This is a genomic window from Nocardia sp. NPDC056064 (genome assembly GCF_042266925.1).
Lineage (GTDB): Bacteria > Actinomycetota > Actinomycetes > Mycobacteriales > Mycobacteriaceae > Nocardia.
In genome coordinates this window covers 1,983,364-2,004,177 of sequence record NZ_JBHJWO010000001.1, presented here as the reverse complement: position 1 = coordinate 2,004,177, position 20,814 = coordinate 1,983,364, and the positions used below count along the sequence as shown (strand labels likewise).

At 70.1% G+C, this 20,814-nt stretch carries 20 protein-coding genes; 16 read left to right on the top strand and 4 right to left on the bottom strand.

What is annotated here, in order from left to right:
• Positions 1-2 precede the first annotated feature (2 nt).
• Positions 3-392, bottom strand: coding sequence for a DUF2237 family protein (locus ACFC06_RS09215; RefSeq protein WP_067448994.1), 390 nt, complete (start codon positions 390-392; stop codon positions 3-5).
• Between the two features lie 155 nt (positions 393-547).
• On the opposite strand from ACFC06_RS09215, the gene ftsY reads away from it, so the two are divergent.
• The 6 genes from ftsY (at position 548) to ffh (ending at position 8,664) form a co-directional block, all read left to right on the top strand.
• Positions 548-2,101 (top strand): signal recognition particle-docking protein FtsY, encoded by a 1,554-nt coding sequence (gene ftsY / locus ACFC06_RS09210; protein WP_375929265.1) that lies wholly within the window; start codon positions 548-550, stop codon positions 2,099-2,101.
• A gap of 315 nt (positions 2,102-2,416) precedes the next feature.
• Positions 2,417-3,721: an ammonium transporter gene (locus tag ACFC06_RS09205; protein WP_375935342.1), complete on the top strand. Its 1,305-nt coding sequence runs from the start codon at positions 2,417-2,419 to the stop codon at positions 3,719-3,721.
• Positions 3,722-3,725: 4 nt separating this feature from the next.
• Entirely contained in the window at positions 3,726-4,064 is a 339-nt protein-coding gene (locus ACFC06_RS09200; RefSeq protein WP_336081457.1) for a P-II family nitrogen regulator, read from the top strand.
• Positions 4,065-4,148: 84 nt separating this feature from the next.
• On the top strand, positions 4,149-6,596 hold the full coding sequence (locus tag ACFC06_RS09195; RefSeq protein ID WP_375929264.1) for a [protein-PII] uridylyltransferase: 2,448 nt from the start codon (positions 4,149-4,151) through the stop codon (positions 6,594-6,596).
• A gap of 165 nt (positions 6,597-6,761) precedes the next feature.
• Positions 6,762-7,046: a hypothetical protein gene (locus ACFC06_RS09190; protein ID WP_375929263.1), complete on the top strand. Its 285-nt coding sequence runs from the start codon at positions 6,762-6,764 to the stop codon at positions 7,044-7,046.
• Positions 7,047-7,101: 55 nt separating this feature from the next.
• Positions 7,102-8,664 (top strand): signal recognition particle protein, encoded by a 1,563-nt coding sequence (gene ffh / locus ACFC06_RS09185; RefSeq protein WP_375929262.1) that lies wholly within the window; start codon positions 7,102-7,104, stop codon positions 8,662-8,664.
• Positions 8,665-8,718: 54 nt separating this feature from the next.
• Here the strand turns inward: ffh and ACFC06_RS09180 are convergent, their stop codons facing one another.
• Positions 8,719-9,510, bottom strand: coding sequence for a 3-oxo-5-alpha-steroid 4-dehydrogenase (locus ACFC06_RS09180; RefSeq protein ID WP_375929261.1), 792 nt, complete (start codon positions 9,508-9,510; stop codon positions 8,719-8,721).
• Between the two features lie 114 nt (positions 9,511-9,624).
• On the opposite strand from ACFC06_RS09180, the gene ACFC06_RS09175 reads away from it, so the two are divergent.
• The 7 genes from ACFC06_RS09175 to trmD all read left to right on the top strand — a co-directional run bounded on the left by ACFC06_RS09175 (position 9,625) and on the right by trmD (position 14,564).
• Positions 9,625-10,428, top strand: coding sequence for a nuclear transport factor 2 family protein (locus tag ACFC06_RS09175; RefSeq protein ID WP_375929260.1), 804 nt, complete (start codon positions 9,625-9,627; stop codon positions 10,426-10,428).
• 174 nt (positions 10,429-10,602) lie between these two features.
• Positions 10,603-11,697, top strand: coding sequence for an amidohydrolase family protein (locus ACFC06_RS09170; RefSeq protein ID WP_375929259.1), 1,095 nt, complete (start codon positions 10,603-10,605; stop codon positions 11,695-11,697).
• Positions 11,698-11,899: 202 nt separating this feature from the next.
• Positions 11,900-12,478, top strand: a complete 579-nt coding sequence (locus tag ACFC06_RS09165; RefSeq protein WP_375929258.1) for a Uma2 family endonuclease — start codon at positions 11,900-11,902, stop codon at positions 12,476-12,478.
• A 194-nt stretch (positions 12,479-12,672) separates the two neighbouring features.
• A complete protein-coding gene (rpsP, locus tag ACFC06_RS09160) occupies positions 12,673-13,110 on the top strand; it encodes a 30S ribosomal protein S16 (RefSeq protein ID WP_110035883.1) in 438 nt (145 codons plus the stop codon).
• On the top strand, positions 13,110-13,352 hold the full coding sequence (locus ACFC06_RS09155; RefSeq protein WP_019048210.1) for an RNA-binding protein: 243 nt from the start codon (positions 13,110-13,112) through the stop codon (positions 13,350-13,352). Before rpsP ends, ACFC06_RS09155 begins: the two co-directional genes overlap by 1 nt.
• Positions 13,353-13,877 carry a ribosome maturation factor RimM gene (gene rimM / locus ACFC06_RS09150; RefSeq protein ID WP_375929257.1) on the top strand — a complete coding sequence of 175 codons (525 nt, stop codon included), beginning with the start codon at positions 13,353-13,355 and terminating at the stop codon, positions 13,875-13,877.
• A 3-nt stretch (positions 13,878-13,880) separates the two neighbouring features.
• Positions 13,881-14,564, top strand: a complete 684-nt coding sequence (gene trmD, locus ACFC06_RS09145) for a tRNA (guanosine(37)-N1)-methyltransferase TrmD (RefSeq protein WP_375929256.1) — start codon at positions 13,881-13,883, stop codon at positions 14,562-14,564.
• Positions 14,565-14,571: 7 nt separating this feature from the next.
• Here the strand turns inward: trmD and ACFC06_RS09140 are convergent, their stop codons facing one another.
• Together ACFC06_RS09140 and ACFC06_RS09135 are read right to left on the bottom strand one after the other, a co-directional pair.
• Positions 14,572-14,940, bottom strand: a complete 369-nt coding sequence (locus tag ACFC06_RS09140; protein ID WP_375929255.1) for a VOC family protein — start codon at positions 14,938-14,940, stop codon at positions 14,572-14,574.
• Positions 14,941-15,314: 374 nt separating this feature from the next.
• The gene (locus ACFC06_RS09135; protein ID WP_375929254.1) at positions 15,315-16,166 is read right to left on the bottom strand and encodes a LuxR C-terminal-related transcriptional regulator; all 852 of its coding nucleotides are present in this window, start codon (positions 16,164-16,166) and stop codon (positions 15,315-15,317) included.
• A 96-nt stretch (positions 16,167-16,262) separates the two neighbouring features.
• On the opposite strand from ACFC06_RS09135, the gene ACFC06_RS09130 reads away from it, so the two are divergent.
• The 3 genes from ACFC06_RS09130 to ACFC06_RS09120 all read left to right on the top strand — a co-directional run bounded on the left by ACFC06_RS09130 (position 16,263) and on the right by ACFC06_RS09120 (position 20,772).
• Positions 16,263-17,873: an AMP-binding protein gene (locus tag ACFC06_RS09130; protein ID WP_375929253.1), complete on the top strand. Its 1,611-nt coding sequence runs from the start codon at positions 16,263-16,265 to the stop codon at positions 17,871-17,873.
• Positions 17,870-19,483 carry an AMP-binding protein gene (locus ACFC06_RS09125; protein ID WP_375929252.1) on the top strand — a complete coding sequence of 538 codons (1,614 nt, stop codon included), beginning with the start codon at positions 17,870-17,872 and terminating at the stop codon, positions 19,481-19,483. The genes ACFC06_RS09130 and ACFC06_RS09125 overlap by 4 nt, the downstream gene beginning before the upstream one ends.
• 116 nt (positions 19,484-19,599) lie before the next feature.
• Entirely contained in the window at positions 19,600-20,772 is a 1,173-nt protein-coding gene (locus ACFC06_RS09120) for an alpha/beta hydrolase family protein (protein WP_375929251.1), read from the top strand.
• Positions 20,773-20,814 lie beyond the last annotated feature (42 nt).

The window sequence follows — 20,814 nt, the reverse complement described above, 5'->3', positions numbered from 1 at the left end:
AGCTACAGCAGATCGCTCACATCGTCGGGGACATCGACCGCGTATTTGCGCAGGATGTCCACCGAGATCACTTCCAGGGCGTTCTCGTGGGTGGCGGCCAGCACGACGGGGGCGGCGACACCGTCTTCGTGGGCGTGCAGCCAGCGCACGGCAACCACACACCAGCGATCACCCGGCTGCAGCCCGGGGAAGTTGTTCTCCGGGCGCGGCGTGCTCAGATCGTTGCCGATCGACGCCTGATGCTCCAGGAATTCCGCCGTCACGACGGTGCACACGGTGTGGCTGCCGAGATCCTCCGGACCGGTGCTGCAGCACCCGTCGCGGTAGAAGCCCGTGAGAGGATCGGCGCCGCACTCTTCCAGCGGCCCCCCAAGCACGTTTCGATCGGTCACGCCGCCGATCCTATGGGGATTGCGCCAGAAGTTCCGCAGGACAACGAATCTGTAGTGTTTGCCCGGCGTGCCGACAGGCCGCGAAAGGCCGCGCCGACCTGCCCCGCCGACGCCGCCGACGTGCCACTACACGCTGCCCGAATAGACTCGGCCGGGTGAGTTCGCAAGCGTGGATCCTGATCGCCGCGATCGCCGCCGTGCTGTTGGTGGCGCTCGTCGCGGGTTTCGTCCTGTACAAGCGGCGCCAGATCTCCTTGGCCCCACCCGAGCCGGACAAGGAGCTGACCGACCGTTCCGGCGGCTATACCGCCGCGGGCGGCTTCAATTTCAGTCAGGGCGGGTCGGCCCCGACCCTGCCGCGCCCCGAACCGGCCGGTGGGCGCACCGACGACGAGGGCCAGCCGCACATCGGCGACGACGCGGCCGTCCCGCGTGACACCCCGCGCCGCGGCATCACCGACGTGCCGCTGCCCGAGACCGATGTGCGCGATGCCGAGACCGTGGTGGTCCCCGACGACCTGAGCAGCCTCGACACCACCCCCACCACCGAAGCCCCGCCGACCGCGCCGACCGACACCGCGCCGTCCGCGACCGACACCGCGCCCGCCGACACCACCCCCACCGACACCGCGCCGACCGACACGGCCCCCACCGGCACCGTCGCCCCGGCCGACACCGCTCCGGCGGAGATCGCCCCCACCGAGACCGCTCCGGCCCAGCCCGTCACCCCCGAACCTCCGGCCGAAACCGACGCCGTCGCCGCCGCGATCGAGGAGATCGACCCCACCTCCGGTCGCCTCGTCCGCCTGCGCGGGCGCCTGTCGCGCTCGCAGAACGCCGTCGGCAAGAGCCTGCTGGGCCTGCTCGGCGGCGGTGACCTCGACGAGGACTCCTGGGAGGAGATCGAGGACACCCTGGTGCTGGCCGATATCGGCACCGCCAGCACAGGCAAGATCGTCGCCCGCCTGCGCGAGGAGATGGCCGCGCGCAGCGTACGCACCCCCGAACAGGCCAGGACCGCCCTGCGCGACGTACTGATCGAGGCCCTGCGCCCGGACCTGGACCGCTCCATCCACGCCCTCCCGCACGCCGAACATCCGGCGATCCTGCTGGTGGTCGGTGTCAACGGCACCGGCAAGACCACCACCACCGGCAAGCTGGCCCGCGTGCTCGTCGCCGACGGCCGCCGGGTGCTGCTCGGCGCCGCCGACACCTTCCGCGCCGCCGCCGCCGACCAGCTGCAGACCTGGGGCGAACGCGTCGGCGCCGAGACCGTGCGCGGTAAAGAGGCCGCCGACCCGGCCGCCGTCGCCTTCGACGCGGTCACCGCGGGTATCGACCGCGGCGTCGACGCCGTCCTGATCGACACCGCGGGCCGCCTGCACACCAAGACCGGCCTGATGGACGAGCTGGGCAAGGTCAAGCGGGTGGTGGAGAAGAAGGCAGCCGTCGACGAGGTGCTGCTGGTCCTGGACTCCACCGTCGGCCAGAACGGGCTGATGCAGGCGCGGGTGTTCGCCGACGTCGTCGACATCACCGGCGTGGTGCTCACCAAGCTCGACGGCACCGCCAAGGGCGGCATCGTCTTCCAGGTCCAGCACGAGCTGGGCGTTCCGGTGAAACTGGTCGGTCTCGGCGAGGGCGCCGACGACCTGGCCCCGTTCGAGCCCGGCGCCTTCGTCGACGCGCTGCTCGGCGGCAATTCCTGACCGCACCGTCGCCACCCGCTGCCCGCCCGGTCCCCGCGACCCGGCGGGCAGCGGCGTGTCCAGGGCGAACAGCGCCGCCGCGGCCTGCTGCGAACACGTGGCGAACCGCACATCGGCGCCCTCCTCACCGTGAGGTGCCCAGGTGTGGCCAACCCCACGAAACCTGGAAGCAACACAACTCGGCTATCCGTTCACGCAGGTGAAACACCACAGCTCACCGGATGAAACACCGGATGAGGACCCTTCTTGGCAGGCCTTCGTCGTACTCGGCGGGGCTCGAGATGAGGAGGACAAAAGGTGGTGAATCCCGTACTCCTGGCGGGCGCCGAGATCGGTGCACCCGACACAGGTGACACGGCCTGGGTTCTGACCAGCGCGGCTCTCGTGCTGCTGATGACACCCGGACTGGCGTTCTTCTACGGCGGCATGGTCCGTAGCAAGAACGTCTTGAACATGATCATGATGAGCATCAGCGCCATGGGCGTGATCGGTGTGCTCTGGGCGCTGTACGGCTACTCGGTGGCCTTCGGCACCGACAAGGCCAGCCTGATCGGTGACCCGGTCGAGTTCTTCGGCCTGCGCACCCTGTTCACCGGCTTCGGCGAGGACTCCGCCGGCGTGCCGCTGACCGGCACGATCCCGGTGCTCGTCTTCGTCGCCTTCCAGGCGATGTTCGCGATCATCACCGTCGCCCTCATCTCGGGTGCGGTCGCCGACCGGATGAAGTTCAGCGCCTGGCTGGTCTTCTCCGCGGTCTGGGCCACGGTCGTCTACTTCCCCGTCGCGCACTGGGTCTGGGGTGGCGGCTGGATCATGGAGAAGGTCAAGGCGATCGACTTCGCCGGTGGCACCGCCGTCCACATCAACTCCGGTGCCGCCGCGCTGGCGCTGGCGCTGGTCCTGGGCAAGCGCAAGGGCTGGCCGAAGTCGCCGTTCCGTCCGCACAACCTCCCGTTCGTCATGCTGGGTGCCGGCCTGCTGTGGTTCGGGTGGTTCGGATTCAACGCCGGTTCGGCGCTGGGTGCCAACGGCACCGCCGCGGCCGCCTTCGTCACCACCCTCGTCGCCACCGCCGCGGCCATGCTCGCCTGGCTGCTGGTGGAGAAGTTCCGTGACGGTCACCCCACCTCGCTGGGCGCGGCCTCGGGCATCGTGGCCGGTCTGGTCGCCATCACCCCGGCCTGTGCCTCGGTCAACGTGCTCGGCGCCCTGGCCATCGGCGCGGTCGCCGGTGCGGCCTGTGCCCTGGCGGTCGGCCTGAAGTTCAAGTTCGGCTACGACGACTCGCTCGACGTGGTCGGTATCCACCTCGTCGGTGGTGTCATCGGTACCGTTCTCATCGGTCTGGTCGGTACCGCCGAGGCTCCGACCGGTGCCGACGGCCTGTTCTACGGCGGCGGCTTCGACGTGCTGTGGCGCCAGGCCGCGGGTGCCTTCGCGGTGCTGGCGTACTCGCTGGTCGTCGCGACGGTGATCGCCCTGGTCCTGAAGGCCACCATCGGCCTGCGTGCGAGCGCCGAGGAAGAATCTGCGGGAATGGACGAGTCCGAGCACGCGGAAACGGCCTACGATTTCGCTGCTGTGAGTGGCACGGCACGGACTGCCGTCAAGGAGGCATGACGTAATGAAACTCATTACCGCTATCGTCAAACCGTTCACCCTGGAGGACGTCAAGACCGGACTCGAGCAGGCGGGCGTGTTCGGCATGACCGTCAGCGAGGTCCAGGGTTACGGCAGGCAGAAGGGCCACACCGAGGTCTACCGCGGTGCGGAGTACTCGGTGGACTTCGTCCCCAAGGTCCGCGTCGAGATCGTCGTCGACGACGCCTCGGTGGAGAAGGTCGTCGAGGTGATCGTGGAGGCCTCGCGCACCGGCAAGATCGGTGACGGCAAGGTCTGGGTCACCCCGGTCGACACGATCATCCGGGTCCGTACCGGCGAACGCGGTACCGACGCGCTGTAATCCGGCGCCGGAGCGACCGGCGGCGCAACGATCGAGCGGCGGCCCCGCTCCCACCGGTACACCGGTCGGGGCGGGGCCGCCCGCATGAATGGCGGTGGGGCAGTGGCAGCACAGAACGGCGGTATTCAGCACAACGGCGCGGCCGACCTGGTCAAGGCCAGGGCGGCGCTGCTCGAGGGAGCGGGCACGCGCAATCCGCGCCTGGATCCGGAGGCGTTGCGGGCGGCGCTGGTCGACCTGTTCGAATTCTGGCTGACCAGCAAGGGCAGCGAGCTGGGCATCACCGCCGACAGCGGCCTGGCCGTGGTCGCGGTGGGCGGGCTGGGCAGGCGTGAGATGCTGCCCTACTCGGATCTGGATCTGGTGCTGCTGCACGACGACGTCGACCCGAAGGTGGTCGCCGAGGTCGCCGACCAGCTCTGGTACCCGCTCTGGGACGCCCACATCAAGCTCGACCACAGCGTGCGCACGGTCCCGCAGGCGCTGCGGGTGGCCGCCGACGACACCATCGCCGCGCTGGGCATGCTCGAGGCCCGTCACATCGTCGGCGACGAGGACCTGAGCAATCTGCTCATCGGCGGGGTGCGCCGGGAATGGCGCACCGGCATCCGCTCCCGCTTCGACGCGCTGATCGCCCAGACCACCGCCCGCTGGCAGCGCAGCGGCGAGATCGCCCACCGCGCCGAACCCGACCTGAAGAACGGCCGCGGCGGCCTGCGCGACATCCAGCTGCTCGACGCGTTGTCGATCGCCCAGCTCACCGACGCCATGCCGGGCCTGGGTCCGGAAGTGCCCGGCGGCGGCCTCGCGCAGGCCCATCGCAGACTGCTCGACGTGCGGACCGAACTGCACCGCGTGGCGGGCCGGGCCCGCGACCAGTTGCGGGCCCAGGACGCCGACGAGATCGGGGCCGCGCTGCGCATCGGCGACCGCTTCGATCTGGCCAGGATGCTCAGCGACGCGGCCCGCACGGTGAGCTACTCGTCGGAGGTCGGGCTGCGCACCGCCGCCAACGCGCTGCCCCGCCGCGGCCTGGCCCGCCTGCGCCGCATGCCGGTGCGCCGACCACTCGATGAGGGGGTGGTCGAGCACGCCGGCGAGGTGGTGCTGGCCAGGGACGCGCGGCCCCAGCGCGATCCCGGCCTGATCCTGCGGGTGGCCGCGGCCTCGGCGCGCACCGGGCTGCCGATGTCGGCGACCACGCTCAACCGCCTGTCCGAGGACGCCCCCGAGCTGCGCGAACCGTGGCCCAAGGACGCGCTCAACGACCTGCTCGTGCTGCTGGGCGCCGGACGCGGCAGCATCGACGCGGTCGAGGCGCTGGACCGGACGGGCCTGTGGGGCAGGCTGTTCCCGGAATGGGGCGCGGTGCGCGATCTGCCCCCGCGCGACGCCCTGCACACCTGGACCGTCGACCGGCACCTGATGGAAACCGTCGCCTACGCCAGCGGATTCAGCACCCGGGTCGCCCGGCCCGACCTGCTCACCCTGGGCGCCCTGCTGCACGACATCGGCAAGGGCCGCACGGGCGACCACAGCGTCGTCGGCGCCGAACTGGCCACCCATATCGGGCGCAGGCTCGGCCTGTGGCCGTCCGACATCCGCACGCTCAGCGCGATCGTGCGCTACCACCTGCTGCTGCCCGACACCGCCACCCGCCGCGATCTCGACGACCCGGCGACGGTGCGGCACGTGGCCGAGGCACTCGACGGCGACGTCGGCCTGCTGGAACTGCTGCACGCCCTCGCCGAAGCCGATTCCCTGGCCACCGGTCCCGGCGTGTGGGGCGATTGGAAGGCCTCGCTGATCGGCGAACTGGTCCGCCGCTGCAAGCTGGTGATGGCGGGCGAGCCACTGCCGCAACCGGAACCGATCGACCCGGACCTGCTCGAGCGGGCGCGCGGCGGGGGAGTGCACGTCACCCTCGTCCCCGGCGACGGCAAGCACACCCACGTCGTCACCGTGATCGCCCCCGACCGCGCCGGGCTGCTCTCCGACGCGGCGGGCGTGCTCGCCCTGCACTCGCTGCGGGTGCTCTCGGCCGCGCTGGGCTCGGCCGGGGACTCGGCGGTCAACACCTTCGTGGTGACCCCGAAATTCGGTGACCCACCCGACGCGGGCCTGCTGCGCCAGGAACTCATCAAGGCCACCAGCGGTGCGCTGAACCTGCCCGAGGTGCTGGCCAAACGCGAGGCCGAGGCCGAGGGCACCGGACCCGGCCGCTACGCGCTCGCCCAGCCGCGCGTGCTCTGGTCGGCGACCAGCACCCCGGGCCAGGTGATCCTGGAACTGCGTGCCGAGGACCGGATCGGCCTGCTCAGCAGACTCGCCGGTGCCTTCGCCGCGGCGGGCGCCGATGTGCGCTGGGCCAAGGCCGTGACGATGGGCTCGGCCGTGGTCGACGCGTTCTGCCTCGAACTCGGCGCCGCCGACACCCCACAGCTACGCGCCGGCATCGAAAAGGCTGTGCTGGAAGTGGTTCCGCACCCCGCGCCGCCCCCGCCCCCGGAAGCCACCGACGACGGCACCTGACACTGTCAGGACACGGTTTACTCACCGATTGCTATCAGGTTGCCCGCAATCCCCGCGCGCTGCCCGATAAGTCGAGATGTGACCTATAGCATTCCTCGGGTCTGGCTGTCACTCGTTCGAGGGGAGAGCAGATCCGTGGCTATCGAAGTCGTTTCCGCATCAATGATGACCAGCGACGCGACCGCGCACATCGCGCGCTGCGTCGGCGGTGACCTGTGGGTGGTTTCGTGGCTCCCGGGACGCACCCTCACCGGTGCCCAGGCGCTGGCCGCGATGACCATCGCCTCGACCACCGCGCACCACGTCGACAGTCCCGATTCCGAATGGAACCGGATCGAGTCGCTCTCGCGCGAACTCGGCCTCACCGGCCGCGAGGCGGTGTACCTGGTGAACATCGAGAATCACGAATTGCGCCGCACCGCGCCACCGCACGTGCGCCACCGGGAATAACACCCATTACCCTGGGAGGGCAATACACGTCCCTTTCAGATCAGGAGCGCGATCGGTGTTCGAATCCCTGTCCGACCGGCTTACCGGTGCACTGCAGGATCTGCGCGGTAAGGGGCGGCTGTCACCGGCCGACATCGACGCCACCGCGCGCGAGATCCGCCTCGCCCTGCTCGAGGCCGACGTGGCGCTGCCCGTGGTGCGCGGCTTCATCGCCAAGATCAAGGAGCGGGCCAAGGGCGCGGAGGTCTCCGCCGCGCTCAACCCGGCGCAGCAGGTCGTCAAGATCGTCAACGAGGAACTCGTCGGCATCCTCGGTGGCGAGACCCGCAGGCTCACGCTGGCCAAGAACCCGCCCACGGTCATCATGCTGGCCGGTCTGCAGGGTGCCGGTAAGACCACCCTCGCGGGCAAGCTCGCCAAATGGCTCAAGGGCCAGGGGCATCAGCCCATCCTGGTCGCGTGTGACCTCCAGCGCCCCGGCGCCGTCACCCAGCTGCAGGTCGTCGGTGAGCGCGCGGGCGTGCCCGTGTTCGCCCCGCACCCCGGCACCTCCGTCGGCGGTGGCGAGAACCCGCTCGGCATCTCCGCGGCCGACCCGGTCGAGGTGGCCCGCGCCGGTGTCGCCGAGGCCAGGGCCAAGCAGTACGACGTGGTCATCGTCGACACCGCGGGCCGCCTCGGTATCGACGCCGAGCTGATGAGCCAGGCCGCGGGCATCCGCGACGCCGTGCAGCCCGACGAGACCCTGTTCGTCCTGGACGCGATGATCGGCCAGGACGCCGTCAGCACCGCCGAGGCGTTCCGCGACGGTGTCGGCTTCACCGGTGTCGTGCTCACCAAGCTCGACGGTGACGCCCGCGGTGGTGCCGCGCTGTCGGTGCGCAATGTCACCGGCTCGCCCATCATGTTCGCCTCCACCGGCGAGAAGCTCGAGGACTTCGACGTCTTCCATCCCGACCGGATGGCCTCGCGCATCCTCGGCATGGGCGACGTGCTCACCCTCATCGAGCAGGCCGAACAGGTCTACGACGCCCAGCAGGCCGAGGAGACCGCCCGCAAGATCGGCAGCGGCGAGCTCACCCTCGAGGACTTCCTCGACCAGATGCTGGCCATCCGCAAGATGGGCCCGATCGGCAACCTGCTCGGCATGCTGCCGGGTGCGGGTCAGATGAAGGACGCGCTGGCCGCCGTCGACGACAAGCAGCTCGACCGCGTGCAGGCCATCATCCGCGGCATGACCCCCGCCGAGCGCGACAACCCCAAGATCATCAACGCCTCCCGCCGCCTGCGCATCGCCAACGGCTCGGGCGTGCAGGTCTCCGAGGTCAACCAGCTCGTCGACCGATTCTTCGAGGCCAAGAAGATGATGGCCATGATGGGCCGTCAGATGGGCCTGCCCGGCGCGCGCCGCGGCAACAACAAGAAGGGCAAGAAGGGCAAGAAGGGTGGCCGCGGCCCGACCCCGCCGAAGATGCGTGGTGGTTTCCCCGGCATGCCCGCCGGGATGCCCGGCCTGCCTCCGGGCATGGACCTGTCGCAGATGCCGCCCGGCCTCGACCAGCTCCCCCCGGGCCTGGAGGGCATCGACCTCTCCCAGCTCAAGTTCCCCAAGAATTAGTGCACGCACCCGCGGCCGGTGATCCGACACGGATCACCGGCCGCGGTGTTCGGCTCAGATCACGCCGGGGATCAGTGCTTTGCGGTTCATCGGGTAGTCGGCGAACTTCTCCTTGTACCAGCGGTGGGTGGCGAAGGCGCGCGGCACCAGGTTGCCCGCGGTGATCAGCAGGATGACCACGCCCGCGAGCGACCAGGTGAGCAGGGCGAAACCGGTCCAGGCGATGAGTTCGCCCAGGTAGGCGGGGCTGCTGACGAACCGGAAGCCGCCGCCGTGCGGGATGCGGTATTCGGTGGCGCCGGGGTTGTCCTTGTCGCGCAGGTTGCGCACGATCGCCTCCGAGCGCACCAGCAGCGCGAAACCGCACAGGTACACGGCCAGGCCCACCAGGAAGCGCGGGTCGGTGAGCCACGCGGTGCTGTACTGGTCCAGGTAGTCGTGGCTGAACATCGCGCCGTTGAGGTAGCCGTGCAGCGCGGTGACGAACACCCCGGCGGCCACGACGCCGATATTGAAACTGCTGGTCTTGCCCGGTACCTGCCGGATCGAGAGCGGGAAGAACCAGCCCCGGTTGCCGTAGTGCACCAGCCAGATCGCGGCCAGCACCAGCGGCGTCGGCGAGAACGGGTCGGGGCCGGTCAGGAAGAACACCGCGAACACCACGGTGGCCGGTAGTTCCATCAGCCACCAGCCCAGCTTCGGATTGAGATTGAAACCCACCTTGCTGGAGGTGAAGCGCCCGTAGGGGCTCTGCGCGAACAGCCCGCCGACCATCACGAAGGCCGCGAAGGCGAAGCCGATGGTGAGCACGGTGTCGTAGGTGGTGTTCCCGGTGTACCACTCCATCGAGATTCTCCGTTTGAACAGGGCGTCGTGGGAGTACACGATCGCCGACACAAAAACTAGAACACGTTCTATCATGGATCGCGCGAGGACACGACGAGGTGAGGACGACGAAACATGCCGCTGGACCGGATTTCCGAGAACCTGCTGGCGACGGTGCACGCCTCCCCGCGGGCCGTCGGAGCCCACGACAAGGCGGCCTGGGTGGCCCTGTTCGCCGAGGGTGCCGAGGTCAACGATCCGGTCGGCTCGCGCCCGCACATCGGGGCCGAGGCCATCTCGCGCTTCTACAACACGTTCATCGGGCCCAACGGGATCGTCTTCCGGGTCGACCGTGACCTGGTCGCGGGGCATTCGGTGGTCCGTGACCTGCACATCGAGACCACCATGTCGACCGGCGCCACCGTCGTCGTGCCCATGCACCTGCGCTACGACCTGGTCGAGACACCCGACGGCTGGCGCATCGCCCGCCTCGCCGCGCACTGGGAACTGGCGCCGATGATCGCCCGCCTGCTCGGTACGGGAACCTCGGGCGTACTCGCCGGGGCCAAGCTCGGGCCGCAACTCGTCGGTGAGCTGGGCCTGGGTGGTGCCGTCGGCATGATGCGTGCGCTGCGCGGTGTCGGCGGGCACGGCAAACGCCTGGTCCGCCGGTTGTTCACCGCCGTGGCCGCCGGGGACACCGCCCGGGTGCACACGCTGCTCGACGCGCGCACCGAGATCCGGTTCCCCGCGGGCACCCCGGTCACGGTGGCGGAATTCGCCGAGCGGGCGCGAGAGCTCCAGTGGTCCAAGATGATCGCCGCCGGGCGCACGGTCAGCGCGAGCGTGCGGGTCGGGGACGCGCACGGCGTGGCCTTCGTCGACTTCGCGCCGGGCTCCTCGCGCATCGCGGCGGTGACCGTCTTCCTCGACGGCTGATCCCGCGACGGGTCGTCGGGTTCCGGCTCTGGTGAGTGGGTGTCGGCGGTTCGCGCGACAGCTCCGTTCGGTCCCGGCCTCGGCGGTTCGTGCGATATCCGGTCCCGGTACGTGGGTGCGTCGGAGGATCCGGGGCGGTAGTTTCGGTGTCGAGGCCGACCCCTGGAGGTTCGTGTGCATCTGCGTGGTGTGGTTCTGCCCGGTGACGAGCAGCGCGATCTCTGGGTCGTCGACGGCACCGTCACCTTCGAGCCGGTGCGCGGCGCCGAAACCCTGTGCGGCGCGGGCTGGATCGTGCCGGGCCTGGTCGACGCGCACTGCCACGTCGGCATCCGCTACGGCGGCGGCGACGAGACCCGCGAGGGTGCCATCGAGCAGGCCGAGACCGAACGCGACGCGGGCGCGCTGCTGCTGCGTGACGCGGGCTCACCCATAGACACCCGCTTCATCGACGAGCACGCCGAACTCCCACGCATCATCCGCGCGGGCCGCCACATCGCCCGCCCCAAGCGCTACATCCGCGAACTGGGCATCGAACTCGACGACGAACGCGACCTGCCCGAGATCGTCGCCGAGCAGGCCCGCTTCGGCGACGGCTGGGTCAAGATCGTCGGCGACTGGATCGACCGCTCCGTCGGCGACCTGCGCCCGCTGTGGAGCGACGACATCCTGAAACAGGCCATCGACGCCGCCCACGCCAACGGCGCCCGCGTCACCGCCCACGTCTTCGGCGAGGACGCCCTGCCCGGCCTGATCGACGCCGGTATCGACTGCCTCGAACACGGCACCGGCCTCACCGACGACACCATCGCCGCCATGGTCGCCCACGGCACCGCCCTGGTCCCCACCCTCATCAATATCGACACCTTCCCCGGCATCGCCGACAGCGCCACCAAATTCCCCGTCTACGCCGCCCACATGCGCGACCTGCACCGCCGCGTCCGCGACACCGTCGGCCGAGCCCACGAGGCGGGCGTCCCCATCTACGCGGGCACCGACGCGGGCGGTTCCATCCGCCACGGCCGCATCGCCGACGAGATCACCGCCCTCACCGGCGCCGGCCTGTCCCCCCACGACGCCCTCGGCGCCGCCTCCTGGACCGCCCGCACCTGGCTCGGCCGCCCCACCATCGAGGAAGGCGCCCCCGCCGACTTCGTCGTCTACACCGAAGACCCCCGCACCGATCCGCAGTCGCTGACCGACCCGCAATGGGTCGTCCTGCGCGGAATGGTCGTCAAAACCCCCAACCCTGTCACCGGCCACCGCTGAGCCCCGGTCGCTGCTCCGCCGAGCCGGTTGTGTCGCGGCGTTCTCCCAGGTCGCGGGAGCGCAAGTCTGTAGAGTGGTCCACACGCTGCAAACATGTGCAAACATGCGATCGAGGTTGAATCGGTAGTTTTGCGGCTGAGTATCAGTCCGGTCCGAGTTGTCCATATGTCGGTACGACCAGGGGAGATCGGCGGAGATGACGATGAGCGCCGAGGTTTCGATGATCCACCCGTTGGGCCCTAAGACTGTGGAAGACTGGCTGGCCGAAGAGCAGCCGGACGATGGATCGCGACTCGAACTCATCTGGGGGTACCTGCACATGACGCCGCCGCCCGGTGGTTCGCATCAGTACGCGTCATTCGAATTGGCCGTGATGTTGCGAGACGCGCTGCGGGCCGCGGAACGGCGCGACCTCCACGTTCTTCCCGCCGTGGGAGTCCGTATCAGCACGCCGCTGCGCACCGGTGTGATTCCCGACATCTCCGTGGTGGCCGGGGCGATCAGCCATGTGAACTTCGCCGCCGAGGACGTTCTGCTCGCCGTCGAGGTCTGGTCGCCCGGCAACTCGAGTGAAGAGCGGGACACCAAGGTCGCGGCCTACGCTTCGGCGAGGATCCAGAACCTCTGGATCGTGGAGTTGCCGATGGGGAAACCGGCTCGATTCTGGGGTTACACGCTGGGAGAGACCGGCTACCGGCAAGAGGTCTTCGCCGACAGCGGGGAAACGGTGAAGGCGCCTGGTCCGGTGCCGGTAGTCGTCGATACTTCGCAGTTGCGCTGAACGAGCGCGGAGGCGATTTCGGGCGGGACGACCCGGTCTGGCACAATGGGCAACCGTCCTTCCTGGACAGTGTCAGCCCGTCTCCGGTCACGTACCGCGCGGCGGTCACGCACTTCATGCGCGAAACCGGACCCGCAGACCATGCGGGTCGCCGAATCGCGTGGTGACCAAACTACTGAAAGAGGCAGATCAGCATGGCTGTTCGCATCAAGCTCACCCGCCTGGGCAAGATCCGCAACCCGCAGTACCGCGTGGTTGTCGCCGACGCCCGCACCCGTCGTGATGGCCGGGCCATCGAGTCCATCGGCAAGTACCACCCGAAGGAAGAGCCTTCGCTGATCGAGATCGACGCCGATCGCGTGGCGTACTGGCTGTCCGTCGGCGCGCAGCCGACCGAGTCGGTGCAGCGTCTGCTGGAGATCACCGGCGACTGGCAGAAGTTCAAGGGCCTGCCGGGCACCGAGGGCACCCTCAAGGTGAAGGCCGCCAAGCCGTCCAAGCTGGACCTGTTCAACGCCGCGCTGGCCGCCGCCGACAACGAGCCCGTCGCCGAGGCCGTCACCCCGAAGAAGAAGGCCGCCAAGAAGGACGAGGAGGCCGCCGAGGCCCCCGCCGCCGAGGCTGCCGAGTAATGACTGCCGTTGTTGCCGATGCCGTCGAACATCTGGTTCGCGGCATCGTCGCCAACCCGGATGACGTCCGCGTCGAGCTGATCACCGGCCGCCGCGGACGCACCGTCGAGGTGCACGTCCACCCCGAGGACCTGGGCAAGGTGATCGGGCGCGGTGGACGTACCGCGACCGCGCTGCGCACCCTCGTCGCCGGTATCGGCGGCCGGGGGATCCGGGTCGACGTGGTCGACACCGACGCCTAGATGGAACTCGTCGTAGGCCGGGTCGCCAAGTCGCACGGTGTGCGCGGCGAACTCGTCGTCGAGGTGCGCACCGATGAGCCGGAGCTCCGCTTCGCTCCCGGTGCCACCCTGCACGGCCGGATGCCGAAATCCGCGGCGACCCGCGAATACACCGTGAAGTCGGCCCGAGAGCACTCGGGCCGGCTTCTGGTCTTCGTCGACGGCGTCGCCGATCGCACCGCCGCCGACGCTCTGCGCGGCCTGCTGTTCGTCGTCGACAGCGATTCGCTGCCCCCGTCCGAGGACGAGGACGCCTTCTACGACCACGAGCTCGAGGGCCTGCGCGTCGAGCTCGCCGACGGTACCGCCGTCGGCACGGTCACCGAGGTGCTGCACTCGGCCGCGGGCGAACTGCTGTCGGTGCGCGCCGCCGACGACGGCCGCGAGATCCTCATTCCCTTCGTCACCGCCATCGTGCCGACCGTCTCGGTCGCCGACGGTCTGGTGGTGATCACCCCGCCCGAGGGCCTGCTCGATCCGGAGTAATTCGTGCAACTCGACGTCGTCACGATCTTCCCGGAGTATCTCGAGCCGCTGCGCACCGCGCTGCTCGGCAAGGCCGTCGACAAGGGCCTGCTCTCGGTGGGTGTGCACGATCTGCGCCGCTGGACCCACGACGTGCACAAGTCCGTCGACGATTCGCCCTACGGCGGCGGGCCGGGCATGGTCATGAAGCCCACCGTCTGGGGCGCCGCGCTCGACGAGGTGTGCCCCGACGACGCGCTGCTGGTCGTCCCCACCCCGGCGGGCAGGCCGTTCACCCAGGCCACCGCACACCGCTGGTCCACCGAGAAACACCTCGTCTTCGCCTGCGGGCGCTACGAGGGCATCGACCAGCGCGTCTTCGACGACGCCGCCCGCCGCGTGCGCGTCGAGGAGGTGAGCATCGGCGACTATGTGCTCATCGGCGGCGAGGCCGCGGTCTTGGTGATGACCGAGGCGGTCGTGCGCCTGATCCCCGGCGTGCTCGGCAATCAGCAGTCGCACCAGGAGGATTCGTTCTCCGACGGCCTGCTGGAAGGCCCCAGCTACACCCGGCCGGTGTCCTGGCGTGGCCTGGACGTGCCGCCGATCCTGCTCTCCGGTGACCACGCGAAGGTGGCCGCCTGGCGCCACGAACAGTCGCTGGAGCGGACCCGCGAACGCAGGCCCGATCTCCTGCCCGAGCAGTAGCCGCGACTCAGGTCGGTACGACCCTGGTCGTGATACAGAACGGGTGCCCGGCGGGGTCGAGTAGTACCCGCCATCGTGGATCGGGTTGCACCGGTGCGGGTTTCGCGCCGATGGCCAGCGCGTGCTGTTCGCACAGATCCAGATCGGCGTCGGCGGCGAGGTCCAGGTGCACGGCCGCGGTGCCCGGCCACACCGGCGGGACATAGTCTTCCACGCGTTGCGCGGCGATCGTCAGACCTGACGGGATCCGGATTCCGACACTGTGTGCGTCGTTCCACAGGACCCGGCCACCGAGCAGCCCGAGGTAGAAGCGGGCGAGGGACTCCGGGTCGTCACAGTCCAGGGAAAGGCCGGCCAATTGAAAAGGCTCCGTCATCGGATCGACGCTACCGGGCCGGAACCGGTCCGAGATTGTTTTGCCCTAAAGACATTTGGGTATCCATCAGGGTCATTCGTTGTGTGATCGTCCAAGGTGGGGCATTCTGATTCCATTCGGAACGGGTCGGCGTGCGCTCGTGGCGGGCGCGTGGCTCGGTCCGATCGGCTTCGCCGGGCGACGCTCGGCCGAACTCTGCAGGACAGATGTTGTGCCGCTGCGGGATTCGACATCGCAAGCGACCGACCGGTCGGCACTCCGCATGACGCTGGGGTCAACCCGCGTCACTCGATCCGTTGCCCGCCGAGCGGAATCAGAGGTTCCGTTCGTGGCGTGTCGAGTGACGCATTCCACACGTCAAGGGGACAGGCGATTCAGGGCAGCAGGCCGTGGCGCCGGGCCAGCGCGACCGCCTCGTGTCGGGTACCCGCGTCGAGCTTGGTCATCGCCTGCCGCAGGTAACTCTTGACCGTCTCCGCGCCCAGCGACAACCGCAGTGCCACTTCCTGATTCGTGCAGCCGAGCGCGACCTGCGCGAGCACATCCAGCTCCCGCCGCGACAGCCGCGGCGCCGCCGCACCGGGTTCGCCGGCCAGTACGCCGGTCAGCCGATCACATACTCCGGACAGCCTGCCGCGCAGCGCGGCATCGCCGACGTCTGCCGCCAAAGCCCGCAGATCGGCGTGGATCTCGCGCAGTTCCTCGGTGGCCGCCGCGCCGGTGGCGGGCGGGGGAGCGGCGAGCTCGAGCATCCGGACCCGGCGGTCGACCTCGTCGCGCACCGCGATCTCGCTCGCCAGCCGCCTGCCCGCCTGGACCAGTACGTCGGCGGTCCGGTCGCCCAGCGGGCCCACGCTGCGGGTGGCCGCGTAGAGCACCGCCCGCGTCCGGTCGGCCACCACGATCGGCACCGCCATCACCGACCGCAGCCCCTCGCCGACCACCGGACCGTCGTAGTGGTGGGTGATCGTGGACGCACCGCGATAGTCCGCGACCGCGGCGGGCCTGCGGTACTCCATCGCCTGGCCGCCGAGCCCGGAGGTCCGCAGCACCGACAGGCCGCGCATGCCGGTGGTCAGGGTGCCGACGAACTCGGTGAGCAGCAGGGTGTCGTCGTGCACCGGGCCGCCGAACACCACGGGGACATCGGCCCGGTGCGCCACCCAGCGGATCTCGGCGCGCAGCGCGTCGTCGTCGCGGGGGCGCAGCAGGGACGTGGCCTTCATCGGGTCACCCCTTTTCGGGGGTAGTGGGGTACGTGAGCTGTGCCACATTCTAGGGGAGACCCTGGCAGCAGGCCCAGGCGTTGGAGGAGAACTGCGATGAGTACCGACCTGGACGCGCGGGTGAGTGCCCTGCTCGACCACTACGACGGACCGGGGGCCTGCGCGGCCGAGTTGCTGTGCGACCGGCATCCGGCCGGGCAGGTGGCCGTCACGGTGGTCGAGTCCGATCTGAGCGCGCGCGAGCTCACCTACGGCGAGCTGCGCGAGGCCTCGCAGCGTTTCGCGGCCGCGCTGGCCGAGCTCGGGGTGGAGCCGGGCGACCGGGTGGCCACGTTGATGGCGAAGTCGGCCGAGCTGGTGGTGGCGCTGCTGGGGATCTGGCGGCGCGGCGCGGTGCACGTGCCGCTGTTCACCGCCTTCGCCCCGCCCGCGGTCGAGTTCCGGCTCGACGCCGCCCGCGCGAAGGTCGTCGTCGCCGATGCCGATCAGGCCGCCAAGCTGGGCGACTCCGACCGGCACACGATCGTCGTGGGCGCCGGGGTTCCCGGCACCCTGGACTGGGACACCCTGCTGGCCACGCACCGCGCCGATGATCCACGGGCGGAGGCGGCGGTGGTCGGCGGTGACGGTCTGCTGGTCCAGCTGTTCACCAGCGGCACCACCGGCACCCCGAAGGGCGTGCCGATCCCCGTCCGCGCGCTGGCCTCCTTCCACGCCTACCAGGAGTTCGCCCTGGACGTGCGCCCCGACGACGTCTACTGGAACGGCGCCGACCCGGGCTGGGCCTACGGCCTCTACTACGCGATCCTGGCGCCGCTGGCCTCGGGCGTGCGCACCCTGCTGCTGCACGCGGGCTTCTCCGCCCCGCTCACCCGGGCGGTGCTGCACCGCTTCGGCGTCACCAATTTCGCCGCCGCGCCCACGGTCTACCGGGCCCTGCGCGCCGACGACGAGCCCTTCGAGCCGGGTTTCGCGCTGCGGCGCGCGTCCTCGGCCGGGGAACCGCTCACCCCGGATGTCGTCACCTGGTCGCAGCGGGCCCTCGGCGTCGCCGTGCGCGACCACTACGGGCAGACCGAGCACGGGATGGTCATCTGCCACGCCTGGCATCCCGCACTCGACGTCCCGGCACCGCCCGGCTCGATGGGCAGGTCGCTGCCGGGCTGGTCGTGCGCGGTCCTGGCCGAGGACGCCGATCGGGAGGCCGCACCCGGCGAGATCGGCCGCGTCGCCATCGACACCGACCACAGCCCCCTCCTATGGTTTCTCGGCTACCTCGACGACCCCGAACGCACCGCGAGCCGCTTCACCGCCGACGGCCGCTGGTACCTCACCGGTGACGTGGGCGCCCGCGACACCGAGGGCTTCTTCCACTTCAGCTCCCGCGACGACGACGTGATCATCATGGCCGGCTACCGGATCGGCCCGTTCGAGATCGAGAGCGTGCTGGTCCTGCACGACGGGGTCGCCGAGGCCGCCGTGGTCGGCAGGCCGGACGAATTGCGCGGCGAGGTCGTCGAGGCGTTCGTGGTGCCGCGTCCCGGCGTCGCGGGTACTCCCGAACTGGCCGCCGAACTCCAGCAGCTGGTCAAGGACGAGTTCGCCGCCCACGCCTATCCGCGCCGGGTGCACTTCGTCGACAGCCTGCCCAAGACCCCCAGCGGCAAAGTGCAGCGATTCCTGCTGCGGAACGAGGAGATCCGGTGACCGAACTGTCCTACGCGTGCGGCGACGCCGACACGCCCCTGCTCGGCGACACCATCGGCGCGAACCTGGATCGCACCGTCGCCGCCCACCCCGGCAACGACGCGCTCGTCGACCGCCCGACCGGCCGCCGCTGGACCTACCGCGAACTCGGTGCCGCCGTCGACGCCGTCGCCACCGGCCTGGCCGCACTCGGCATCGCCCCCGGTGACCGGGTCGGCATCTGGGCGCCGAACTGCGCGGAGTGGTTCCTGGTCCAGTACGCGACCGCCAAGATCGGCGCGATCCTGGTCAACATCAATCCCGCCTATCGCACCAGCGAACTCGAGTACGTCCTCGGACAGGCCGGGGTGCGGCTGCTGATCGCGGCACCGGAGTTCAAGACCTCCGACTACGTGTCGATGATCGTGCAGGTCCGGCCGAACTGCCCGGCCCTGGAACAGGTCCTGATCCTGGGCACACCGCAGTGGCAGGCGGTCGCCGCCACGGCCCCGGACCCCGCCCTGCTCGCCGAGATCGCGGCAGGACTCTCGGCCGACGACCCGATCAACATCCAATACACCTCGGGCACCACGGGATTCCCCAAGGGCGCGACCCTGAGTCACCACAACATCCTCAACAACGGCTACTTCGTCGGCGAACTGTGCGGCTACACCGCCGCCGACCGGGTGTGCGTGCCGGTGCCCTACTACCACTGCTTCGGCATGGTCATGGGCAATCTGGCGGCCACCTCGCACGGCGCGGCGGTGGTGATCCCGGCCCCGTCCTTCGATCCGGCCGCCACGCTGGACGCGGTCGCCGCCGAGCGGTGCACCTCGCTCTACGGCGTGCCGACCATGTTCATCGCCATGCTGGCCGAACTCGACTCCGGTGCCGCGCCGGATCTGTCGAGCCTGCGCACCGGGATCATGGCGGGCTCGCCGTGCCCGGTGGAGGTGATGAAGCGGGTCATCGACCGGATGGGCATGGCCGAGGTCGCCATCTGTTACGGCATGACCGAGACGTCCCCGGTGTCCACCCAGACCCGCCGCGACGACAGCATCGATCGCCGCACCGCCACCGTCGGCCGGGTCGGCCCGCACCTGGAGGTGAAGGTGGTCGACCCGGCCACCGGCCGCACCCTGCCACGCGGCGAGCCGGGCGAGCTGTGCACGCGCGGCTATTCGGTGATGCTGGGTTACTGGGAGCAGCCCGACAAGACCGCCGAGGCGATCGACGCGGCCCGCTGGATGCACACCGGCGACATCGGCGTCATGGACGACGAGGGCTATCTCTCGGTCACCGGCCGGATCAAGGACATGGTGATCCGCGGCGGCGAGAACATCTATCCCCGCGAGATCGAGGAATTCCTCTACACCCACCCCGACATCCTCGACGCCCAGGTCATCGGGGTGCCCGACGCGAAGTACGGCGAGGAGCTCATGGTCTGGCTGCGGCTGCGCGAGGGCGCGGCCGTGCTCGACGCCGCGGCCCTGCGCGACTTCTGCGCGGGCAAGCTCGCGCACTACAAGATCCCGCGCTATGTGCACGTGGTCGAGGAGTTCCCGATGACGGTCACCGGCAAGATCCGCAAGGCCGAGATGCGGGAGCTGGCCAGGCAGCTGCTCGGCTGAATCCGCTTCCCGGACAGCGCCGTCGGGCCCCGGCGCGGTCACCGGTTTGTTATCGTGACCGCGGCCGTGGGGGTGGCGATCACCGCCCGGGAAGTAGATTCCGCTTGGGGGACAAGGTGATTCGTCGGACGATCGTGCTGGCGGCGGCAGTCGCCGCGCTGGTGACGAGCAGCGTCGGCGCGGGTACCGCCGGACCGGGCACGGTGACGGTGCTGCCGAGCCCCACCGGTGACCTGCCGGTGGGCACGACGACGCTGCACCTGGTCGACACCGCGCGGACCGACCCGTTCGACCCCGGCAGCAGCACCAGGGAACTGATGGTGTCGGTCTTCTACCCGGCGACCGGCGCCGACCGTTATCCGCGGGCGCACTACGCCTCGACCGAGCTGCTTCCCATGCTGGAACAGAAGCTGGGCGCCGAGCTGCCGGGCGCGCTGACCCACGCGCACCGTGACGCCCCCGCCCGGACCGGCAGCACCTATCCCGTCGTGCTGTACACCCCGGGCGCCGGTGTCTCCCGAATCCTCGGCACCGGCCTGGCCGAGGACCTCGCCTCGCGCGGCTACGTCGTGGTGACCGTGGACCACACCTACGAGGCCGGTCCGGCCGTCGAATTCCCCGGCGGCCGGATCGTGCGTCCCGCGGTGGCCCCCAACGGCTTCGACCCCGAGATCCGGCAGAAGTACATCGCGACCCGGTTGGCGGACTTCGCCTTCCTGCTCGACACCCTCGGCGGTCTCGCCACCGGAACCGATCCCGACGCCGAGCAGGACCCGTTGCCCGCCGGGCTCGGCGAGGTCCTCGACCTGGAGCGGGTGGGAACCGTCGGCCACTCCTCCGGCGGCTACACCGCGGTGGAGGCCATGCACGAGGACCGGCGCATCGACGCCGCGGTCGACCTGGACGGTCAGCTCGGGGTCGACGAGGACTTCGGGCGCGCGGTGACCGAGGGCATCGACCGGCCCACCCTGGTGCTGACCAGCGCGCAGATCGAGCAGGTCGGTGACGCCAACCCCTCCCTCGACGCGTTCTGGCAGCACGCCACCGGCTGGAAACGGCATCTGTCCATTGCGGATTCGGCGCACTACGACTTCACCGACCTGCCCGCGCTGATCCCGTCCGCCGCCCGGCCGCTGGCCGCCACCTATGTCGGCGCCATCGACCCCGACCGGATGGCCGCGCTGGTGCGCACCTATGTCGCGGCCATGTTCGACAAGTTCCTGCGCGGACGCGCCGACACGGTCCTGGATCGCCCGATCACCGATCCCGAGATCACGACGGTCCGCTGACCTGGGCATCCGCCGGGTGTCGGTCCGGAGCTGTAGTCTCTG

Coding starts and splice junctions, on each gene's coding strand:
- ACFC06_RS09200 (WP_336081457.1), top strand. CDS start 3,726: ATGAAACTCATTACCGCTATCGTCAAACCGTTCACCCTGGAGGACGTC.
- ACFC06_RS09195 (WP_375929264.1), top strand. CDS start 4,149: ATGAATGGCGGTGGGGCAGTGGCAGCACAGAACGGCGGTATTCAGCAC.
- ACFC06_RS09190 (WP_375929263.1), top strand. CDS start 6,762: ATGACCAGCGACGCGACCGCGCACATCGCGCGCTGCGTCGGCGGTGAC.
- ACFC06_RS09180 (WP_375929261.1), bottom strand. CDS start 9,510: ATGGAGTGGTACACCGGGAACACCACCTACGACACCGTGCTCACCATC.
- ACFC06_RS09175 (WP_375929260.1), top strand. CDS start 9,625: ATGCCGCTGGACCGGATTTCCGAGAACCTGCTGGCGACGGTGCACGCC.
- ACFC06_RS09165 (WP_375929258.1), top strand. CDS start 11,900: ATGAGCGCCGAGGTTTCGATGATCCACCCGTTGGGCCCTAAGACTGTG.
- rpsP (WP_110035883.1), top strand. CDS start 12,673: ATGGCTGTTCGCATCAAGCTCACCCGCCTGGGCAAGATCCGCAACCCG.
- ACFC06_RS09155 (WP_019048210.1), top strand. CDS start 13,110: ATGACTGCCGTTGTTGCCGATGCCGTCGAACATCTGGTTCGCGGCATC.
- rimM (WP_375929257.1), top strand. CDS start 13,353: ATGGAACTCGTCGTAGGCCGGGTCGCCAAGTCGCACGGTGTGCGCGGC.
- ACFC06_RS09140 (WP_375929255.1), bottom strand. CDS start 14,940: ATGACGGAGCCTTTTCAATTGGCCGGCCTTTCCCTGGACTGTGACGAC.
- ACFC06_RS09135 (WP_375929254.1), bottom strand. CDS start 16,166: ATGAAGGCCACGTCCCTGCTGCGCCCCCGCGACGACGACGCGCTGCGC.
- ACFC06_RS09130 (WP_375929253.1), top strand. CDS start 16,263: ATGAGTACCGACCTGGACGCGCGGGTGAGTGCCCTGCTCGACCACTAC.